The organism is Bacillus sp. SD127, assembly GCF_058566445.1.
The window spans coordinates 1,889,535-1,904,362 of record NZ_CP191226.1 but is presented as its reverse complement, the minus strand read 5'-3'; the positions used below and the strand labels follow the sequence as shown (position 1 = coordinate 1,904,362).

Genomic DNA, 14,828 nt, shown 5'->3' with positions numbered 1-14,828 from the left:
AACTATTCGGCATTCAGACCATCAATATTATCATTTCCCGCCGCTGAATACAATAAAAAAACTTGGCAGTGCCAAGCTTTTTGTGACTTACTTTCGGTTGATCACATGCGAGGATAAAAAAGGATGGTCTGTTGAATGAATATGTTCCACCGCTTTTTCTAAATTATTTTGCGCATGTGAAATCACAGACGGAGACGCATCATCAGCTCTGAGCTCCTTCAGCTCGTTTGCGGTTGCGTCAAGCGCCCTTTGAATGAGATTAAAATGTTCGCTGTTCAGCATGAGATCACCTCTAATTGAAATAATCATCATTGTATGCGAACTTTTCATTTTATATACATGCTTTCCGCATGTTATCACTGAAATGTGCACAAACTACATCCGATACTCCGTCATGGACTATCCGTCTTATCAACAATATTCTATCAGGGAGTGATGTTGACATGAGTTATAAAGACCGATTAGATCAGCATTCTGAACTGTTTCATCACAATTGGACGCGGCCTAAACGTTCTAAGTCTCAAGTAAACGGTCACACCGAAATGTCCCAAACCAACATTATATTAAGAAGTAACGCGAAAGCGCACCGTTGGTAACGATAGAATATGGCTGAAAGATGAAAGAAGACGCATCCAGAGCGTCTTCTTTTTATGCGTGTTCCGTTTTATTACGCTGAGGTCTTACTTTAGACCAGTACTGATAGTAATCCGTCTTAATAAATCCATTAAAGAGCTTTCGTTTCTTCGTTGCTTTTCTTCCATATGCTTCCTCAAAATTTTCATTTGAAGTCAGCATATACACAGACCACGTATCAAGCGGTTCGAACGCCTGTCCCATTTCTTTGTACATCTGCTCAACGGCTTTTTTCTCGCCGAGACGTTCTCCGTACGGCGGGTTTCCGACAATCACGCCAAACTCATGTTTTGTAGTGAAGTCCTTTACCTGCATTTGTTTAAATTCGATTAATTCGCTCAGTCCCGCTTCCTCTGCATTTTCTTTTGCGATTTGCACCATCCGGTGATCTACGTCACTGGCGAAAATCGTAAGCGGCTGATCATAGTTTGCCTTTTCTTCGACTTCAAGACGTGCTTTGTCCCACAGATCTTTACCGATCCACTCCCAATCCTCTGAGACAAAATCGCGGTTAAATCCCGGGGCGATATTTTGGCCGATTAATGCGGCTTCAATCGCGATCGTTCCGGAACCGCAAAAAGGATCGACAAATGGACGGTCCGGAGTCCAATTTGTTAATTGCACCAAAGCGGCAGCAAGCGTTTCTTTAATGGGCGCTCCTCCCTGATCCACGCGGTATCCCCGTTTGTGGAGGCCTGTCCCTGACGTATCAAGTGTAATAACCGCCTGATCTTTCAATAAAGAAATTTCCACCTTATATTCGGCGCCTGTTTCTTCGATCCAGTCATTGGCTTTGCCGGACTGCAGCTTCAGCTTTTCAACAATCGCTTTTTTGACGATCCGCTGACAGTCGGGAACGCTTGCAAGTGTTGATTTAACGGATTTACCGATGACAGGGAATTTCCCGTTCTCCGGTATAAATGAACGCCAGTTAACCGCTTTCGTTTTTTCAAACAGCTCATCAAATGTTTTTGCTTTAAATGTAGCAACTTGAACTTTTACACGGTCCGCCGTTCTCAGCCAAAGATTCGCACGGCAAATCGCAAGCGCATCTCCTTCAAAGATAACTTTTCCGTTATCAACCTTGCATTCATATCCTAAGTCACGAACTTCTTTTGCAACTACAGCTTCAATGCCCATCGGCGCTGTTGCAATTAGTGTATACTTCTTCATCGTATCACCCTGTCTTTTAAAACTTTTCTCTCATCAAGATAAAAGCTCTCCTTATACGGGAGAGCTTGATTTCATCATTTAATTTAAGTGGTCTAACGTTCTGTAAGCCATGTTTTGTTCCATCGTACTGCAATCGGCTCATCACCTCGTACTCAGGCGGCAATCATCTATCTACAGAAAGCATTCTGTCCTTCTCTCCGTTGAATTCCGTCAAGAAGGTTCCCCTACCAAAATTTGGGTTTCTCGCTCGAGGGGTTTACCGCGTTCCACTCTCACCATTTCTAGTGAGACTTCGTCACTGTGGCACTTTCAAGGATACTCAGCCATATCCAAAGGACGTAGGCTTTTTTCCTGCCGTCAGCCTATCAAGGCTGCCCTAGCTTATGACTTCGCTAGGCACGAACACTACGGGCATCTCAGCACCGTGCGAGCATGGACTTTCCTCTACAGATTCAAGATCTGCAGCGATTACCCGAACGTTAAGAACATGAATTATTATATAACAACTGATTGTCATTTACAAGCGCCATTTTTTACAAGCGCAGATCAATCATAAAGCTTGCTGCCAAAAACATGCTTTTCTAAGTTAGACAGCCGTTTTAAGATATCAAAGTTCGTTGTGTTTGATTGCACTGGCTGTTTTTTGCTGGCTTCTTCAAGCTGTTTTTTCAGCTGCAAATTTTCCTGTTGCAGTTCTTCAATTTCTTGATGGAAGGTTTCATAATCCTTAATGATCATATCTAAAAATTTGTCAACGTCTTCTTGTTTGTAACCTCTAACGCCTGTTTTAAATTCTTTTTCCAAAATGTCTTTCGCAGAAAGCTTTACTTTATCAGCAAGCATCTTTTTCACCTCGTATCGTGAATCATCATCTTATATTTTTTCAGAAATCTGTACGATTGTCAAATTTCTCTTTCTTTGTTATGAGAAGCTGTCTTCCTCTACTGTCACTCTCAGATCATCCATTGTGATAAAGTAGATCGGATAGCCATCCTGTTCGCGTCTTTTTTCCGCTGTCTCAAGCATATACTTTGGGGAACCTGCCATTTCAGAGTCATATAAAAGCATAAGCGCGTCAGACTTATCAATGAAGAACTGATTTTTTTGTTTGAACTGAAGCGGGCTTTCATACGGACGATGAGTCAGGCTTTCCTCATAGTCCGCCTGGGCCAGAACAGCTTCATACAGTTCCTTATTCGGCTCTTTCCAGTTCTTTTCCTGCTCGTAAAATGGTGTGATGACAGCAACCTTTAAGTCAGGGTATTCTTCTTGCAAATCATATGCAACTTCGGCCGACCAGAGTTCCGTTCCAAGCTGCCCTGAAATTAAAATCCATTCTAATCCTTCATCCAAAAAAGCAATCAGCCGGTTCTTAATGGCTTTTTTTATGTAATACAGCGCCTTGTCATCCTGTTTAAATATCCCGAGTTCAAACGGTTTATATCCTGTTATTGCTAATACTTTCATCTTTTCACCTGCTTTAAAAAATGGGGCTCCCATTGGGCCCCATTTGATGTGCTGCGTTGGTTTACACCATCAAGCTGCACGTTTCCATACTAGTAATCGCAACAAGGTCTTCCTGCTTGAAAATGCTGATGCGTAGCCGGATCAACATTTGAGAAAGTGTGTGGAAAGTAGTGAACGTGCTGGAAATGCTGGTGATTTACGTTTGTTGTGTGCTGTGGGTGAATGTGCGGCACGATTGTTTTTGAAAACGTATGGTGTTCACAGCAATGAGTAGGATGGACAATCGGCGCCATCATGTGCGGTCTGCAGTGATGCATGATTTAAAATCCCCTTTCCATAAACTTTATTACAATACTAAGCTATGAAAAATAGAGGGTACATGTTCTGATGCAAAGACCTATTTTAAAAGTGTGCAATTAAGCTGTCTTTAAAGTTTGAAAATACGAAAGCAATCAAAAACACAACGACGAAGAACAAATAAAAAACACCCTTATACATACCAACTCTCCCTTTAAAAATAACTAACGTCATTTTACAGGATTCGCCGGTATTCTACAACAAAATCGATGTGAATCCAGCAAAAAAATTTCATGGCGAAAGAAGTCGTCTTTTGCGCTTTCCCGGGGAATATTTAAGAGGAATATTTCCTCTTCAGACGGGTAATTCTCACGTGCAGATTTTCCGTTTCTTTTTCTGATAAGGATGCCTCATCGGCAAGTAATTGTTCAACTGTATGTAAAGCTTTCCCGAATTCCTTTTTCTTATGCTCAAAATATTTCGCAAGCTCTATCGCTGAAGTGTACCTGCATTTTTGGTGCTGAGAATGAGATAGTTTCTCCCAAAGCGGGACTGCATCTTCTAGGCGGTTTTGTTTTTTGTACAGCATTGATAAATCTAAAAGGGCTCTGTCTTTATTTTCAAATGACTTTTCTTTAAGTCTTTCAAGCCGATTGACTGCTTGGCCTGTTTCCTTATGGGCCATAAACCATTTCGCCATTGCGTATGCTTCATCATGCTCTTTTGGCATATCAGAAGCGGAAAGAATTTTCTTTGACATATGAATGTACAGTGAAATTAACGACAGCACATCCATCTCGTTATGGTGCAGCACACCCTTTAAAAGATCCGGTTCCTGTGCCTTAATAAAATGAAAGTACAGCATCGGTGCCAAATAGCCCGGGGTGTCTTCTTTTCTGCGTACGCCAAGCTCTTCTTTTTCAACTGAGCCAAGCGACACGCGTTCCATTTTGTGCTTCCACAAACGCCTTGCTCCATGCAAGAGGTCAAAATGCCCGAATTCCGGGAGCTTCGGAACTCTGTCACGAATCAGTGTATGCCTTGTTTTTACCTGCGGCCAATCAAAAGCTTTTCCGTTGTAGGTAACAAGTGATGTAATATCAACCTCGCTTAAAAAGCTCTGATACAAGGCGACTTCATTCCCCGGTTTGGGCAGAAGATGCTGTTTGATTACCACTCGATCTTTATATACCCTTGCATGGCCGAGCAAAAAAATCGTATTGCCGGCTCCACCGCCAAGACCTGTTGTTTCTGTATCAAAGAAAAAGAGGCTGTTGTTTTCATATCCTTTTGAAGATAGTGTATGCGACAGGCTGCTTTTATTCCATAACGCGATGACTTCATCAAGCTCGGAAAAACAGTAATGTCCGTGCCGATGGGAGAGCGGATATTCTACTTCCCTGATCAGACAGTATTCATTCTCAAAGAAGAAAGGCTTCACGCCATAAGCCTCCCACTCTTTAAGAAACGGTATATCAGAGCGAATGTCTGAGGTCCCATTCTCTTCTATCTTGTGTTCTGCTTCCTCCAGCACCATATGCTTTTTCATACGCTGGAGTTTTCCTTTTAACGACATGCCTAACCTCCTTTCCTTATGACATTTGGTCCAACAGCTGCAAAATTCGTTCCTTGGCTTTTATTCCTTCTATTTCAGTACCTATACAAGACGGACAGCCATCATGACAAGGACATTGTTTTATCAGCCGCTTAGCCGCTTCATTAATGTCAGCAAACCGTGTAAAGACTTCCTCTGCCAAGCCGATTCCGCCCGGATAATGGTCATACAAAAATACCGTTGGCAAACCGGTATGGGCAGCTTTGATTTGCGAAACGACATGGACATCATTTCGGTCACACATAATATACACAGGGACAATATGCTGCAAAACATTCGATATGCCGAGAAGCAGCTGTTCGAGTGTCTTTTCTCCAATGTCTTCATCAATTGTTTTGATTTCAAGCCAAGCCGCACTCGTGTGGAGTTCTTCTTCCGGTAAATGGATAGGGCCTGATCCGATATTTTCAAAAGTAGTCATCTTAATCTTTTTAAAAATAGTGGGCAATGCATTTACCGTAACATCGCCGTAATGTAGGGATGTACGGCTCCTCTCTTTTGTTTTGTCAATTTCCAGCACCTTCAGCTGGACTGCCAGATTGGCATCCGTGTAATACTCCACATCAACTCTTCTGACATAAGCCTTTTTATGATCCCAATCAAGCTTTTCCACTTGGAATTGCACGCCTTCATGCAAATAAATCGCTTCATCATGAAGAAGCGTCATCGCACTAAACCGATCCATTTCACCGATGATTCTCACATTCGCAATATCCGTTTGATCGACAATGACCACATTTTCTTGTGAAGCCGAACGCAGACTGATATTGGAAGCAGGAAACGATTCGTTTGCCCAATGATAACGTTCCCCATTGCGGTGCAGGACATCTTCTTCCTGAAGGTACTCGAGAATATCACTGACGTCCAGCGGCCCAAACTCTTCATCGGCTTTAAAAGGAAGTTCATAAGAAGCGCATTTTAAGTGATCAACTAAAATAATTAGATTCTCCGGGTTGATTCTTGCCGATTCCGGCGAACGGTCAAAAAAGTATTCAGGATGGCGCACAATATATTGGTCAATCGGTGTTGAATTGGCGACCATGATAATCAAAGACTCACCGTGCCTTCTGCCGGCTCGTCCCGCCTGCTGCCATGCACTTGCCACACTTCCAGGATAACCCGTCATCACACACACTTGCAGCTGTCCGATATCAACACCAAGCTCTAAGGCATTCGTACTGACAACTCCTAAAATCTCGCCTTCTCTTAACCCTCTTTCGATTTCTCTCCGCTCTTTCGGAAGATAGCCTCCCCGATAGCCTCTGATTGACTTTGTCCCGATCTCTTTTTTCACAAGCTCTTGAATATGGCTTAAAATAATTTCCACCCGGACTCTGCTTCTGGCAAAAACAATGGTCTGCACTTTGTTCTTCAGGAACTCTTTCGCCAGCTCGTTTACTTCTACTGTTGCGCTTTTTCTGATGTTAAGCGGCTGATTAACAATTGGAGGATTATAAAATACAAAGTGCTTCCGTCCGCTTGGTGCACCGTTGTCATCGACCAGCCTCATTGAGTTTCCGGTCAGCTGCTCTCCCAATTCCTTTGGATTCGCGATCGTTGCCGAGGTACAAATAAAGATCGGGTCACTTCCATAAAACCGGCAGATCCGTTTCAGCCGGCGGATTACATTTGCCACATGGCTTCCGAATACACCGCGATACGTGTGCAGTTCGTCTATCACAATATATTTAAGATTTTCAAACAGACTCACCCATTTTGTATGATGCGGAAGAATTGCCGAGTGGAGCATATCAGGGTTTGTAATCACAATGTGCCCTGCTTTTCTGACTTTTTGTCTGATCGCTGGAGATGTATCTCCGTCATATGTAAAACTTTTAATATCAATGCCCATCTCATCAATGATTTCATTGAGTTCACTTTTTTGATCCTGGGCCAGCGCTTTAGTAGGAAATAAATATAACGCCCGGTTTGTATCGTCCTCAGCGATAGATTGCAGGACAGGCAGGTTGTAGCATAATGTTTTTCCGGATGCCGTAGGCGTTACAGTTACAATGCTTTCACCTTTTTGCACATATTGAAAAGCGGCATATTGGTGGGTATATAAGGCATCAATTCCTCTTTTGGAAAGGGCTGTTTTGAGTCTCTCATCTATACGTTCAGGCATCGGCCTTGTCCTTGCTTCACGAGGCTCAATTTCATGCCAGTTCACAACGTTTTCATTTCCTTTCAATTCAGAAATGAGTTCAGTCAGTGATTTCTTTTTCATTCTTTACACCTCTTTATCAAGTACAGTTTACCGAATATTTGTTTGCATGGCTAGGTGCAAATTTTATACAATCGGACAACAAAAAAGCAAGGCATCCGCCCTGCTTATTTCGCTCTTATTGTGAACAGCTTTGTTTCGCCTTTGTGTGCAGCCTTTTCGCCTGCAGGCTCTATTGTTTCCACAGCTTCCCCATTCATAATGACGATTGGGATGACTGTGCTGCTCGCTTTTTCTTTTATTAACTCCAAATCACACGTGATGAGCGGGTCGCCGACCTTTACTTTGTCACCTTCTTTAATATGAGCGGTAAATCCTTCTCCATTCATATTTACGGTTTCTAATCCGACGTGAATTAACAGCTCGATTCCCGAACGTGTCCGGATGCCCACGGCGTGTTTTGTATGAAACAGCTGAATCACTTCACCTTCAGCAGGTGAAACAATTTCACCATTAGAGGGTTCAACTGCAATTCCTTCGCCCATCATTTTTTGTGAAAAAACAGGATCCGGCACATCTGTCAGATCCATTACCGTCCCGTCTGCCGGAGAATAGATGACCTCTTCCGTAATTTTTTCCTCTGATTTTCCCATTCCGAATAATTTTTTCAGCAATGTGTTATCTCCCTTCCAATTCATCAACCGTTATCCCTTCATTCACCACCTATTTAACCACACTTTCAATTTCGCTTCAATTTATAACAACATCCGGCACAAACGCATAGTCTGATAAAAAAAGGGGGTGGCTCATTTGGAATGTAAAGATGACAAAAAGAATGAATTGTCTAAGAAAGAAGAGATCATCAATCAAGCAATGGACCATCTGTTTCAGTCTTCTGCATTAGGAAATCTTTTACATGGTTTTCAAAACTTGATCGACTCTAGTTTCAAAGATGTACAGACAACGATAGACGTCAGAGAAAGTGATGACGGGCTGTATGTCGATATCACAATTCCAGCAACGTTTCGAGATGGCGAGATTCTCATCGACATTAAGTCCCGGTACCTCCATGTAACGCTTCAGGAAAAACAGAAGGAGCAAAACGCCTCCACATTAACAAGCATGACAAGAACCGTACAGCTGCCTTATGAGGTACACAAGGAAGAAATGGTAACGTCATGGAGTGAGCAGACAATGACGCTTTTCTTCCCAACAAATAAGCATGAATGATTTGATTCATTCATGCTTCTGTTATTTGAAAAAGCTGGTAAATCCCTTTATTAATGAGCCGACTTGATTCATGGCACTCATGACTTGGCCTGTCGTATCCATCATTTTATTAAAGTCAAACTGCCCGTTCGCTTTTTTGAATTGTGACATAATACTTTGAACCTGTGAAGGCTGCTGCTGATTCGGTCTCGGAATAGGATAAGGATTAGGAAATACCGGCGGCTGCATAGGCATAGACTGAGGCGGAATATACGGCTGATAAAACTCCTGTTGTCCGTAATGCTGCGGAACGTACTGTTCAAAATGAACAGGCGCATTCTGCTGATAATATCCCTGCACTTGCTGAGGGTAATAATAACCCAATTGCCGAGGATCGTTTTGAGGTCTCCTTTTCATTGCGATTTCCCCCCTAGACTCAACAGTTTCTCTCCTATATATGTATGAATCATTTCTTTTGTTTGTGTCTGATGCCATCAAGCGTGTTTGTCAAATTGTGTCGAAAGTTTAAATTTTTTAAAAACAGAAAAAAGTCGAATCATTATGATACCATATTTTCAATACAGATGAGAGGGGATGCACCATAATGAACGTATCATACTTAAGCAAACGTTTTGCAGAAATGAAGAAATATGAAACAGACTGTGTGAATAAACTGATGGACTTTGCCAAGTTCCTCTATATTCAAGGACACCTCAACGCAACTGAATTTCGTAACAGTATGAAGGTTCTGGAAGCAAATGGAGCAGAAAGCCCGGCATATGAGCTGAATTAATGTCCGGCCCCCTATAATAAAAATGAAGACAGCCTTATTGGCTGTCTTCACTTGCAATTTCATCCCTCACTGTCTGCAATGTGTAAATGACTGATTCAGTGATGTCTTTGAATCGCTTTTTATGAATGTGATGAACATATGACTGAAGAATCAATTCCAGGAAATTATCTTTTGCGGTCTCTATTTGCTCAGCATGCACATATTTCGGGCGGCGAGCCTTTATAAATTCAAGCGTCCCTTCCGCCCAGTGAGCTGCCAGGGCATCATTCTCCTCCACAGCAGGCTTTATCGTCTCAAAAAAATCGTACGAATGGTTATTTTCTTTCCCTTCCTGATATCGTGCAGCACCTGTTTCAGCGGCTTCAATCATCTGCTCGGTAACTTTCAGCAATGTTTGTGGTTGCAACATCCTTCACCTCATAGCTTATCGTACCAAATTTTGCTCATAAATTCAGCCGATACGGTATACCTTGTCCACAGCATACCTCTCTTGAGGGGATCGGTACAGTTCGTTTATACATATATGAAGATCCATGATTTCTTCTTCCAGAACACTCAAACGTTCGTCCTCCGTTTCACGCATTTCAGCCTCGAATACATCTATAGAACGGCTAAGGCTCTGTTCAGCACAGTTTATTTCAGTTTCTATATCAGAAAGCATTCGGAGAATATCTGTCTTGCTTACGTAACCGGACATTTGTGTTCCTCCCTTTACTCTTCTCTCCCGGTTAAATTCTTTGCTCGCACGGCGCAATCCTTCCGCATGACAAAACTAGAAGCAAATCGCCAAACAAACAGGTATTCCACGAAAAGCTGAAGTTTTCGACAAAAAGACACGCAAAAATTGTATGATCCTCACGCTTAATGCACACGATACTTGTGAGGAGGTGCCGTATGAAATCTAGACCGAAAAAAGCCGGCCAGCAAAAAAAGACGGAATCAAAAGCAGTTGATTCTTTAGATAAAAAACTAGGCGGCCCGAACCGTCCTTCTACGTAAGAAGCAAGGAAATTCCTTGCTTCTTTTATTTCTTCAGCCAATGCTCCACCGCAAAGAGCGCATGCAGCTGACGTTTTTTATTTACATACCAGTCGGTCAATTCTATCTGCCGCGGCAATGCCTCCCGTGCAAAGAGGCCTTTCTTTATCTTTCCATGAAACCAATCTGTTTTCTTTCCGTCTAATGAGTGAGTTAATTCAGGGTAGCATGTCCTTAGCATAGGAGATGTCCTTTTTGTGATTCCGATCATTTTTTCCATATCAAAACGGGAGCCTGTATGCGGCACTGTGTGCAAAAAGTCATAAAAAGAAGAAAACAGTTCCGGACTGAACAGCAATTGTGACAGCTGTTTTCCAAGCCTTATCCTTTCTTCGGTTTTAGAAAAACGCTTGGCCGAAATACCGTAGAGAATGCCGTCTGAAGAAGGAAAAATAACGGTGTTGAAATGAAACCAGTCACTTAAATAAAAAGGAATCGTGCCAAAAACGTTCTTTTTGAACGAAGGATTTTGTATAATAGGTGTTTGGATAGTGTTTTGTTCATTTATAATGAGAGCATACATGAGCCGCTCCGTGTTTCGTTCATGCCAAAAACGGGTCCACTCTTCTGTCATAAATTGTGATACGCCAAACAATTGCAGATAGTTGAACAGGGGCTTCCCGTTTTTTACAGACCAGTGGTACAAAAGAAGCTGCGGATAGGCATCTGAAAAGATGAGCCAATTCGCTCTCTCGTAGGCCAAAAAGAACCACCTTTGCTGTGACTCACGCAGACCAAGCTGAAACAGACTGCCCTTTAAATCAGTCATTGACCAGCCGGCATTGCGTGAAACGAAGGAAGCTAAGAGTGACCATTTAATTTCTGGATGACGGTCATAGAATGCTTTGTAAGCATTCGTTCTTGAAATATTATCGGCGTTTTCGACTGCCGTCTGCCGCTCAATCCGGCGAAGAAGCTTTCTGATGGCCTGTTGTTCTTGCACGTTCATTCACTTCCGTCACTAATAGTTTAATAAGGAGGATGAGAAAGTGATTCGGTATCCTAACGGAAAAACGTTTCAGCCGAAACATCCGGTTTCATCCCAAAACAGTCATAAAAGAGCGCCATCTTACAGTAATCGCGGAATGACCCTCGAAGATGACTTAAACGAAACGAATAAGTATTATCTGACAAACCAAATTGCCGTGATACACAAAAAGCCGACACCTGTTCAAATTGTAAATGTCCATTATCCAAAAAGAAGCGCTGCAGTCATAAAAGAAGCCTATTTTAAACAATCATCGACAACAGATTATAACGGAATTTATAAAGGGCGGTACATTGACTTTGAGGCGAAAGAGACAAAAAACAAAACCTCTTTCCCCCTGCAGAATTTCCATGACCATCAAATTGAGCATATGAAGCAGGTAACGGCTCAAGACGGTATTTGTTTTGTTATTATATCCGCTTTCGGCCAGGTTTATTTTTTAGAAGCCGATAGGCTGTTTTATTTCTGGGAAAGAAAAGAAAAAAACGGCAGAAAATCCATTCGAAAAGATGAGTTAGAGGAAGCAGCTTATCCGATTTCTCTTGGATACGCGCCAAGAATTGATTATATTAGTATTATTGAGCAGCTTTATTTTTCGCCATCATCAAGTGCGAAAGGTTGATTAACGAAAGGTTGAGATGTTATGTCAGATCAATTTACGAGTCGTGAAGCTCGACGTAAAGCGAACAGCAAGTCGAGCCCTTCACCGAAAAAAGGCAAGAAACGAAAAAAAGGCGGATTGTTTAAAAAGACGCTATTCACTTTACTCATTCTGTTTGTTTTAGGCGTAGTCGGCGGTGCTGTAACATTTGCCGTCATGGTTTCTGATGCGCCATCACTGGACGAAAACAAATTGAAGACGCCTTATTCATCGACAATTTATGATAAAAACGGAAAAGAAATCGCTGAATACGGCTCCGAAAAGCGGTCCTATGTCTCGATAGATGAAATACCTGATGTCGTAAAAGAAGCCTTTATCGCGACAGAGGACGCACGTTTTTACGAACACCACGGGATTGACCCTGTCCGTATCGGAGGTGCCCTTGTCGCCAACTTTAAAGACGGCTTCGGAGCTGAAGGCGGAAGTACCATCACCCAGCAGGTCGTAAAGAACTCCCTTCTGTCACATCAGAAAACGCTGAAACGGAAGGTGCAAGAAGTCTGGCTTTCTATACAGCTGGAACGTAATTATTCTAAAGATGAAATTTTAGAAATGTATTTAAACCGAATTTATTTTTCTCCTAGAGCTTACGGAATCGGAAAAGCGGCGGAAGAATTTTTCGGCGTCACTGATTTAAGCAAATTGACAGTGGAACAGGCTGCGACACTTGCGGGTATGCCGCAAAGCCCGACGGCGTACAATCCCGTTAAAAACCCGGATAAAGCGGAAAAAAGACGGAACATCGTACTCAGTCTCATGAAAAAACAAGGATTCATTTCTGATTCTCAATATAACAAAGCGAAAAAAGTGGCAGTGAAAGATGAAGGCGTTGTATCACAGAAAGAATATGAAAAAACAAATTCAAATAAATACAGTGCGTTTGTTGAAGAAGTCATGAAAGAAATTGAAGAAAAATCTGATGTCAATCCAGGTACTGACGGATTAAAGATTTATACGACATTAGATACAAAAGCACAAGACAAACTTGATGAATTAATGGACGGAGACACTGTCGGATTTACTGAAGGCATGCAGGGCGGTGTAACGCTTCTCGATACAAAAACCGGAGAAGTCCGCGCGATTGGTGCGGGAAGAAATTCTACGGTTGGTGGCTACAATTACGCGACCCAAGCTCAGCGACAGCCTGGGTCTACCATTAAGCCTATTCTCGACTACGGTCCAGTTATTGAAAATAAAAAATGGTCCACATACGAACAAATTGATGACTCAGCTTATACGTATTCTGATGGAACACCGATCCGTAACTTTGACCACAAATATAAAGAACTAATGTCTATGCGTGAAGCACTTGCGCAATCTCGGAACATTCCTGCTTTAAAAGCATACCAAGCAGTGGGTAGAGATGCTGCTGTAGACTTTGCTAACGGATTGGGACTAGGATTAGATAAAGATAAAGTATATGAATCGTATTCTATCGGTGGATTCGGAAAAGGCAATGTTGGTGTCTCTTCACTGACGATGGCAGGAGCATACAGCGCCTTCGGAAATAACGGAACATATAATGAACCGCATTTTGTAAAGTCTATTGAATTTAACGATGGCACGAAGCTTGACTTAACACCAAAATCAAAGTCAGCAATGAGCGATTATACTGCGTTTATGATTACAGATATGCTGAAAACAGCTGTTAAGACAGGTACTGGACAGCTTGCACAAGTACCCGGTGTGGAAGTAGCAGGAAAAACAGGGACGACCAACTTTGAAGAAAGTGAAATCCAAAGGTACAATATCGCAAGCGACGGTGCCCGAGATTCTTGGTTTGTCGGCTACACACCGCAATATACAGCAGCCGTCTGGACGGGTATGGGAGAAAACGAAGCTGGAAAGAAATCTCTTTCAACTGAAGAGCAAAAAGTTGCAAAACGCATCTTCGCCCAGCTCATTGCCGATGTCGATGACGGAAGCGGATCATTTGAGAAACCTGATAGCGTAGTGGAAGCGACTGTGGAAAAAGGCTCTAATCCGGCAAAACTGGCAGGGCCGAATACGCCAAGCGATAAAAAGGTCACAGAGTACTTTGTAAAAGGTACATCCCCTTCTACTGTTTCTAAAACATATGAGAAAGAAGAGAAAGAAGAAACAGCAAAACTGTCTGGTTTAAATGTGAAATATGATAAAGATAATCAATCATTGACATTAAGCTGGAAGTACGACGGAGATGCGACCTTTGCTGTTAAGCAATCTGTTGATGGCGGCAGCTACTCTGAAGTTCAAAACAGCTCTGCAAAAGAAGCAGTCATTTCGGGCGTGCAGCCAGGCTCTGTATACAAATTCGAAGTGACAGCCGTCAGTGATGATGGCAAAAGTTCAGCGTCGACATCCTATGAAGTGCCAAAAGCCGAAGAGGATGAAGATAAAGAAGACCAGCAGCAACCGGATGATGAAAATAAAGATGATGAGAAGACTCAGGATGACACACAAACTGATGATTCTCAAACAGATGACAGTCAGACAGATCAAGATCAGACAGATGATTCAACAAACGATCAAGACAAAAAACAAGACAACACGAACACCAATCCGTCCGACAACAGCAACCAAGACCAATCTAACGATAACAGCAGCAATAACAACGGCCGCAAAGAAGAGGACGCGTCAGATGGTGACTCAACGGATGATTCATCAGGGTCTAATACAGATAAAAACAAAACAAATACATCTGACAATACACAAACGAATTCATCATCAACTGAAAAAACGAATTAAAGACAAAGCCATCACCCTTTTAAAGGTGATGGCTTTTTTCTGCACGATAAAACCTCCCTTTTT

General features: G+C 42.3%; 19 protein-coding genes and 1 other RNA gene. 6 read left to right on the top strand and 14 right to left on the bottom strand.

Features of this window, described 5'->3' with window-relative positions; all coding sequences use genetic code 11:
• Positions 1-87 precede the first annotated feature (87 nt).
• A complete protein-coding gene (locus tag ACQVGS_RS09995) occupies positions 88-282 on the bottom strand; it encodes a hypothetical protein (RefSeq protein WP_024121821.1) in 195 nt (64 codons plus the stop codon).
• Between the two features lie 161 nt (positions 283-443).
• On the opposite strand from ACQVGS_RS09995, the gene ACQVGS_RS09990 reads away from it, so the two are divergent.
• A complete protein-coding gene (locus tag ACQVGS_RS09990; protein ID WP_003153548.1) occupies positions 444-596 on the top strand; it encodes a YpzG family protein in 153 nt (50 codons plus the stop codon).
• A gap of 52 nt (positions 597-648) precedes the next feature.
• On the opposite strand, the gene ACQVGS_RS09985 is transcribed toward ACQVGS_RS09990, so the two are convergent.
• The 9 genes from ACQVGS_RS09985 to ACQVGS_RS09945 all read right to left on the bottom strand — a co-directional run bounded on the left by ACQVGS_RS09985 (position 649) and on the right by ACQVGS_RS09945 (position 8,023).
• Entirely contained in the window at positions 649-1,806 is a 1,158-nt protein-coding gene (locus tag ACQVGS_RS09985) for a THUMP domain-containing class I SAM-dependent RNA methyltransferase (protein WP_095713153.1), read from the bottom strand.
• Positions 1,807-1,904: 98 nt separating this feature from the next.
• Positions 1,905-2,286: RNase P RNA component class B (gene rnpB, locus ACQVGS_RS09980), an RNA gene on the bottom strand.
• Between the two features lie 66 nt (positions 2,287-2,352).
• Positions 2,353-2,649, bottom strand: a complete 297-nt coding sequence (gene gpsB, locus ACQVGS_RS09975) for a cell division regulator GpsB (protein ID WP_010334692.1) — start codon at positions 2,647-2,649, stop codon at positions 2,353-2,355.
• 78 nt (positions 2,650-2,727) lie between these two features.
• On the bottom strand, positions 2,728-3,273 hold the full coding sequence (locus tag ACQVGS_RS09970) for an SLOG family protein (protein ID WP_024121823.1): 546 nt from the start codon (positions 3,271-3,273) through the stop codon (positions 2,728-2,730).
• A gap of 89 nt (positions 3,274-3,362) precedes the next feature.
• Positions 3,363-3,590, bottom strand: coding sequence for a spore coat protein CotD (gene cotD, locus ACQVGS_RS09965; RefSeq protein WP_081638329.1), 228 nt, complete (start codon positions 3,588-3,590; stop codon positions 3,363-3,365).
• Between the two features lie 85 nt (positions 3,591-3,675).
• Positions 3,676-3,804: a hypothetical protein gene (locus ACQVGS_RS09960; protein ID WP_003230707.1), complete on the bottom strand. Its 129-nt coding sequence runs from the start codon at positions 3,802-3,804 to the stop codon at positions 3,676-3,678.
• Between the two features lie 100 nt (positions 3,805-3,904).
• Positions 3,905-5,146, bottom strand: a complete 1,242-nt coding sequence (locus ACQVGS_RS09955; protein ID WP_263463255.1) for a ribonuclease H-like domain-containing protein — start codon at positions 5,144-5,146, stop codon at positions 3,905-3,907.
• 16 nt (positions 5,147-5,162) lie between these two features.
• Positions 5,163-7,412, bottom strand: a complete 2,250-nt coding sequence (gene mrfA / locus ACQVGS_RS09950) for an ATP-dependent helicase MrfA (protein ID WP_263463254.1) — start codon at positions 7,410-7,412, stop codon at positions 5,163-5,165.
• 104 nt (positions 7,413-7,516) lie between these two features.
• On the bottom strand, positions 7,517-8,023 hold the full coding sequence (locus tag ACQVGS_RS09945) for a PTS sugar transporter subunit IIA (RefSeq protein WP_106020332.1): 507 nt from the start codon (positions 8,021-8,023) through the stop codon (positions 7,517-7,519).
• Between the two features lie 136 nt (positions 8,024-8,159).
• Between ACQVGS_RS09945 and ACQVGS_RS09940 the strand changes: the two genes are divergently transcribed.
• Complete coding sequence (locus ACQVGS_RS09940; RefSeq protein WP_106020010.1) at positions 8,160-8,579, top strand: Hsp20/alpha crystallin family protein; 420 nt, start codon at positions 8,160-8,162, stop codon at positions 8,577-8,579.
• A gap of 21 nt (positions 8,580-8,600) precedes the next feature.
• Here ACQVGS_RS09940 and ACQVGS_RS09935 read toward each other — a convergent pair whose 3' ends face one another.
• Entirely contained in the window at positions 8,601-8,975 is a 375-nt protein-coding gene (locus ACQVGS_RS09935; protein ID WP_263463253.1) for a YppG family protein, read from the bottom strand.
• Positions 8,976-9,162: 187 nt separating this feature from the next.
• On the opposite strand from ACQVGS_RS09935, the gene ACQVGS_RS09930 reads away from it, so the two are divergent.
• The gene (locus tag ACQVGS_RS09930) at positions 9,163-9,351 is read left to right on the top strand and encodes a YppF family protein (protein ID WP_101864425.1); all 189 of its coding nucleotides are present in this window, start codon (positions 9,163-9,165) and stop codon (positions 9,349-9,351) included.
• Between the two features lie 34 nt (positions 9,352-9,385).
• Here the strand turns inward: ACQVGS_RS09930 and ACQVGS_RS09925 are convergent, their stop codons facing one another.
• Positions 9,386-9,757: a YppE family protein gene (locus ACQVGS_RS09925; protein WP_024121830.1), complete on the bottom strand. Its 372-nt coding sequence runs from the start codon at positions 9,755-9,757 to the stop codon at positions 9,386-9,388.
• A gap of 45 nt (positions 9,758-9,802) precedes the next feature.
• On the bottom strand, positions 9,803-10,048 hold the full coding sequence (locus ACQVGS_RS09920) for a DUF5446 family protein (RefSeq protein ID WP_095713163.1): 246 nt from the start codon (positions 10,046-10,048) through the stop codon (positions 9,803-9,805).
• 197 nt (positions 10,049-10,245) lie between these two features.
• Between ACQVGS_RS09920 and sspM the strand changes: the two genes are divergently transcribed.
• The gene (sspM, locus tag ACQVGS_RS09915; protein ID WP_010334703.1) at positions 10,246-10,350 is read left to right on the top strand and encodes an acid-soluble spore protein SspM; all 105 of its coding nucleotides are present in this window, start codon (positions 10,246-10,248) and stop codon (positions 10,348-10,350) included.
• A gap of 25 nt (positions 10,351-10,375) precedes the next feature.
• Here the strand turns inward: sspM and ACQVGS_RS09910 are convergent, their stop codons facing one another.
• Entirely contained in the window at positions 10,376-11,338 is a 963-nt protein-coding gene (locus ACQVGS_RS09910) for a DUF2515 domain-containing protein (RefSeq protein ID WP_188323085.1), read from the bottom strand.
• 40 nt (positions 11,339-11,378) lie between these two features.
• On the opposite strand from ACQVGS_RS09910, the gene recU reads away from it, so the two are divergent.
• Both recU and ACQVGS_RS09900 read left to right on the top strand, forming a co-directional pair.
• A complete protein-coding gene (recU, locus tag ACQVGS_RS09905; protein WP_044155259.1) occupies positions 11,379-11,999 on the top strand; it encodes a Holliday junction resolvase RecU in 621 nt (206 codons plus the stop codon).
• Between the two features lie 21 nt (positions 12,000-12,020).
• Positions 12,021-14,765 carry a PBP1A family penicillin-binding protein gene (locus ACQVGS_RS09900; RefSeq protein WP_188323086.1) on the top strand — a complete coding sequence of 915 codons (2,745 nt, stop codon included), beginning with the start codon at positions 12,021-12,023 and terminating at the stop codon, positions 14,763-14,765.
• Positions 14,766-14,828: the final 63 nt, after the last annotated feature.

What these genes read in the sequence shown, in the direction of transcription:
- ACQVGS_RS09935 (WP_263463253.1), bottom strand. Translation starts at nt 8,975, where the DNA reads ATGAAAAGGAGACCTCAAAACGATCCTCGGCAATTGGGTTATTATTAC.
- ACQVGS_RS09990 (WP_003153548.1), top strand. Translation starts at nt 444, where the DNA reads ATGAGTTATAAAGACCGATTAGATCAGCATTCTGAACTGTTTCATCAC.
- ACQVGS_RS09995 (WP_024121821.1), bottom strand. Translation starts at nt 282, where the DNA reads ATGCTGAACAGCGAACATTTTAATCTCATTCAAAGGGCGCTTGACGCA.
- ACQVGS_RS09930 (WP_101864425.1), top strand. Translation starts at nt 9,163, where the DNA reads ATGAACGTATCATACTTAAGCAAACGTTTTGCAGAAATGAAGAAATAT.
- ACQVGS_RS09985 (WP_095713153.1), bottom strand. Translation starts at nt 1,806, where the DNA reads ATGAAGAAGTATACACTAATTGCAACAGCGCCGATGGGCATTGAAGCT.
- ACQVGS_RS09970 (WP_024121823.1), bottom strand. Translation starts at nt 3,273, where the DNA reads ATGAAAGTATTAGCAATAACAGGATATAAACCGTTTGAACTCGGGATA.
- gpsB (WP_010334692.1), bottom strand. Translation starts at nt 2,649, where the DNA reads ATGCTTGCTGATAAAGTAAAGCTTTCTGCGAAAGACATTTTGGAAAAA.
- ACQVGS_RS09955 (WP_263463255.1), bottom strand. Translation starts at nt 5,146, where the DNA reads ATGTCGTTAAAAGGAAAACTCCAGCGTATGAAAAAGCATATGGTGCTG.
- ACQVGS_RS09960 (WP_003230707.1), bottom strand. Translation starts at nt 3,804, where the DNA reads ATGACGTTAGTTATTTTTAAAGGGAGAGTTGGTATGTATAAGGGTGTT.
- ACQVGS_RS09910 (WP_188323085.1), bottom strand. Translation starts at nt 11,338, where the DNA reads ATGAACGTGCAAGAACAACAGGCCATCAGAAAGCTTCTTCGCCGGATT.
- mrfA (WP_263463254.1), bottom strand. Translation starts at nt 7,412, where the DNA reads ATGAAAAAGAAATCACTGACTGAACTCATTTCTGAATTGAAAGGAAAT.
- ACQVGS_RS09920 (WP_095713163.1), bottom strand. Translation starts at nt 10,048, where the DNA reads ATGTCCGGTTACGTAAGCAAGACAGATATTCTCCGAATGCTTTCTGAT.
- ACQVGS_RS09900 (WP_188323086.1), top strand. Translation starts at nt 12,021, where the DNA reads ATGTCAGATCAATTTACGAGTCGTGAAGCTCGACGTAAAGCGAACAGC.
- sspM (WP_010334703.1), top strand. Translation starts at nt 10,246, where the DNA reads ATGAAATCTAGACCGAAAAAAGCCGGCCAGCAAAAAAAGACGGAATCA.
- cotD (WP_081638329.1), bottom strand. Translation starts at nt 3,590, where the DNA reads ATGCATCACTGCAGACCGCACATGATGGCGCCGATTGTCCATCCTACT.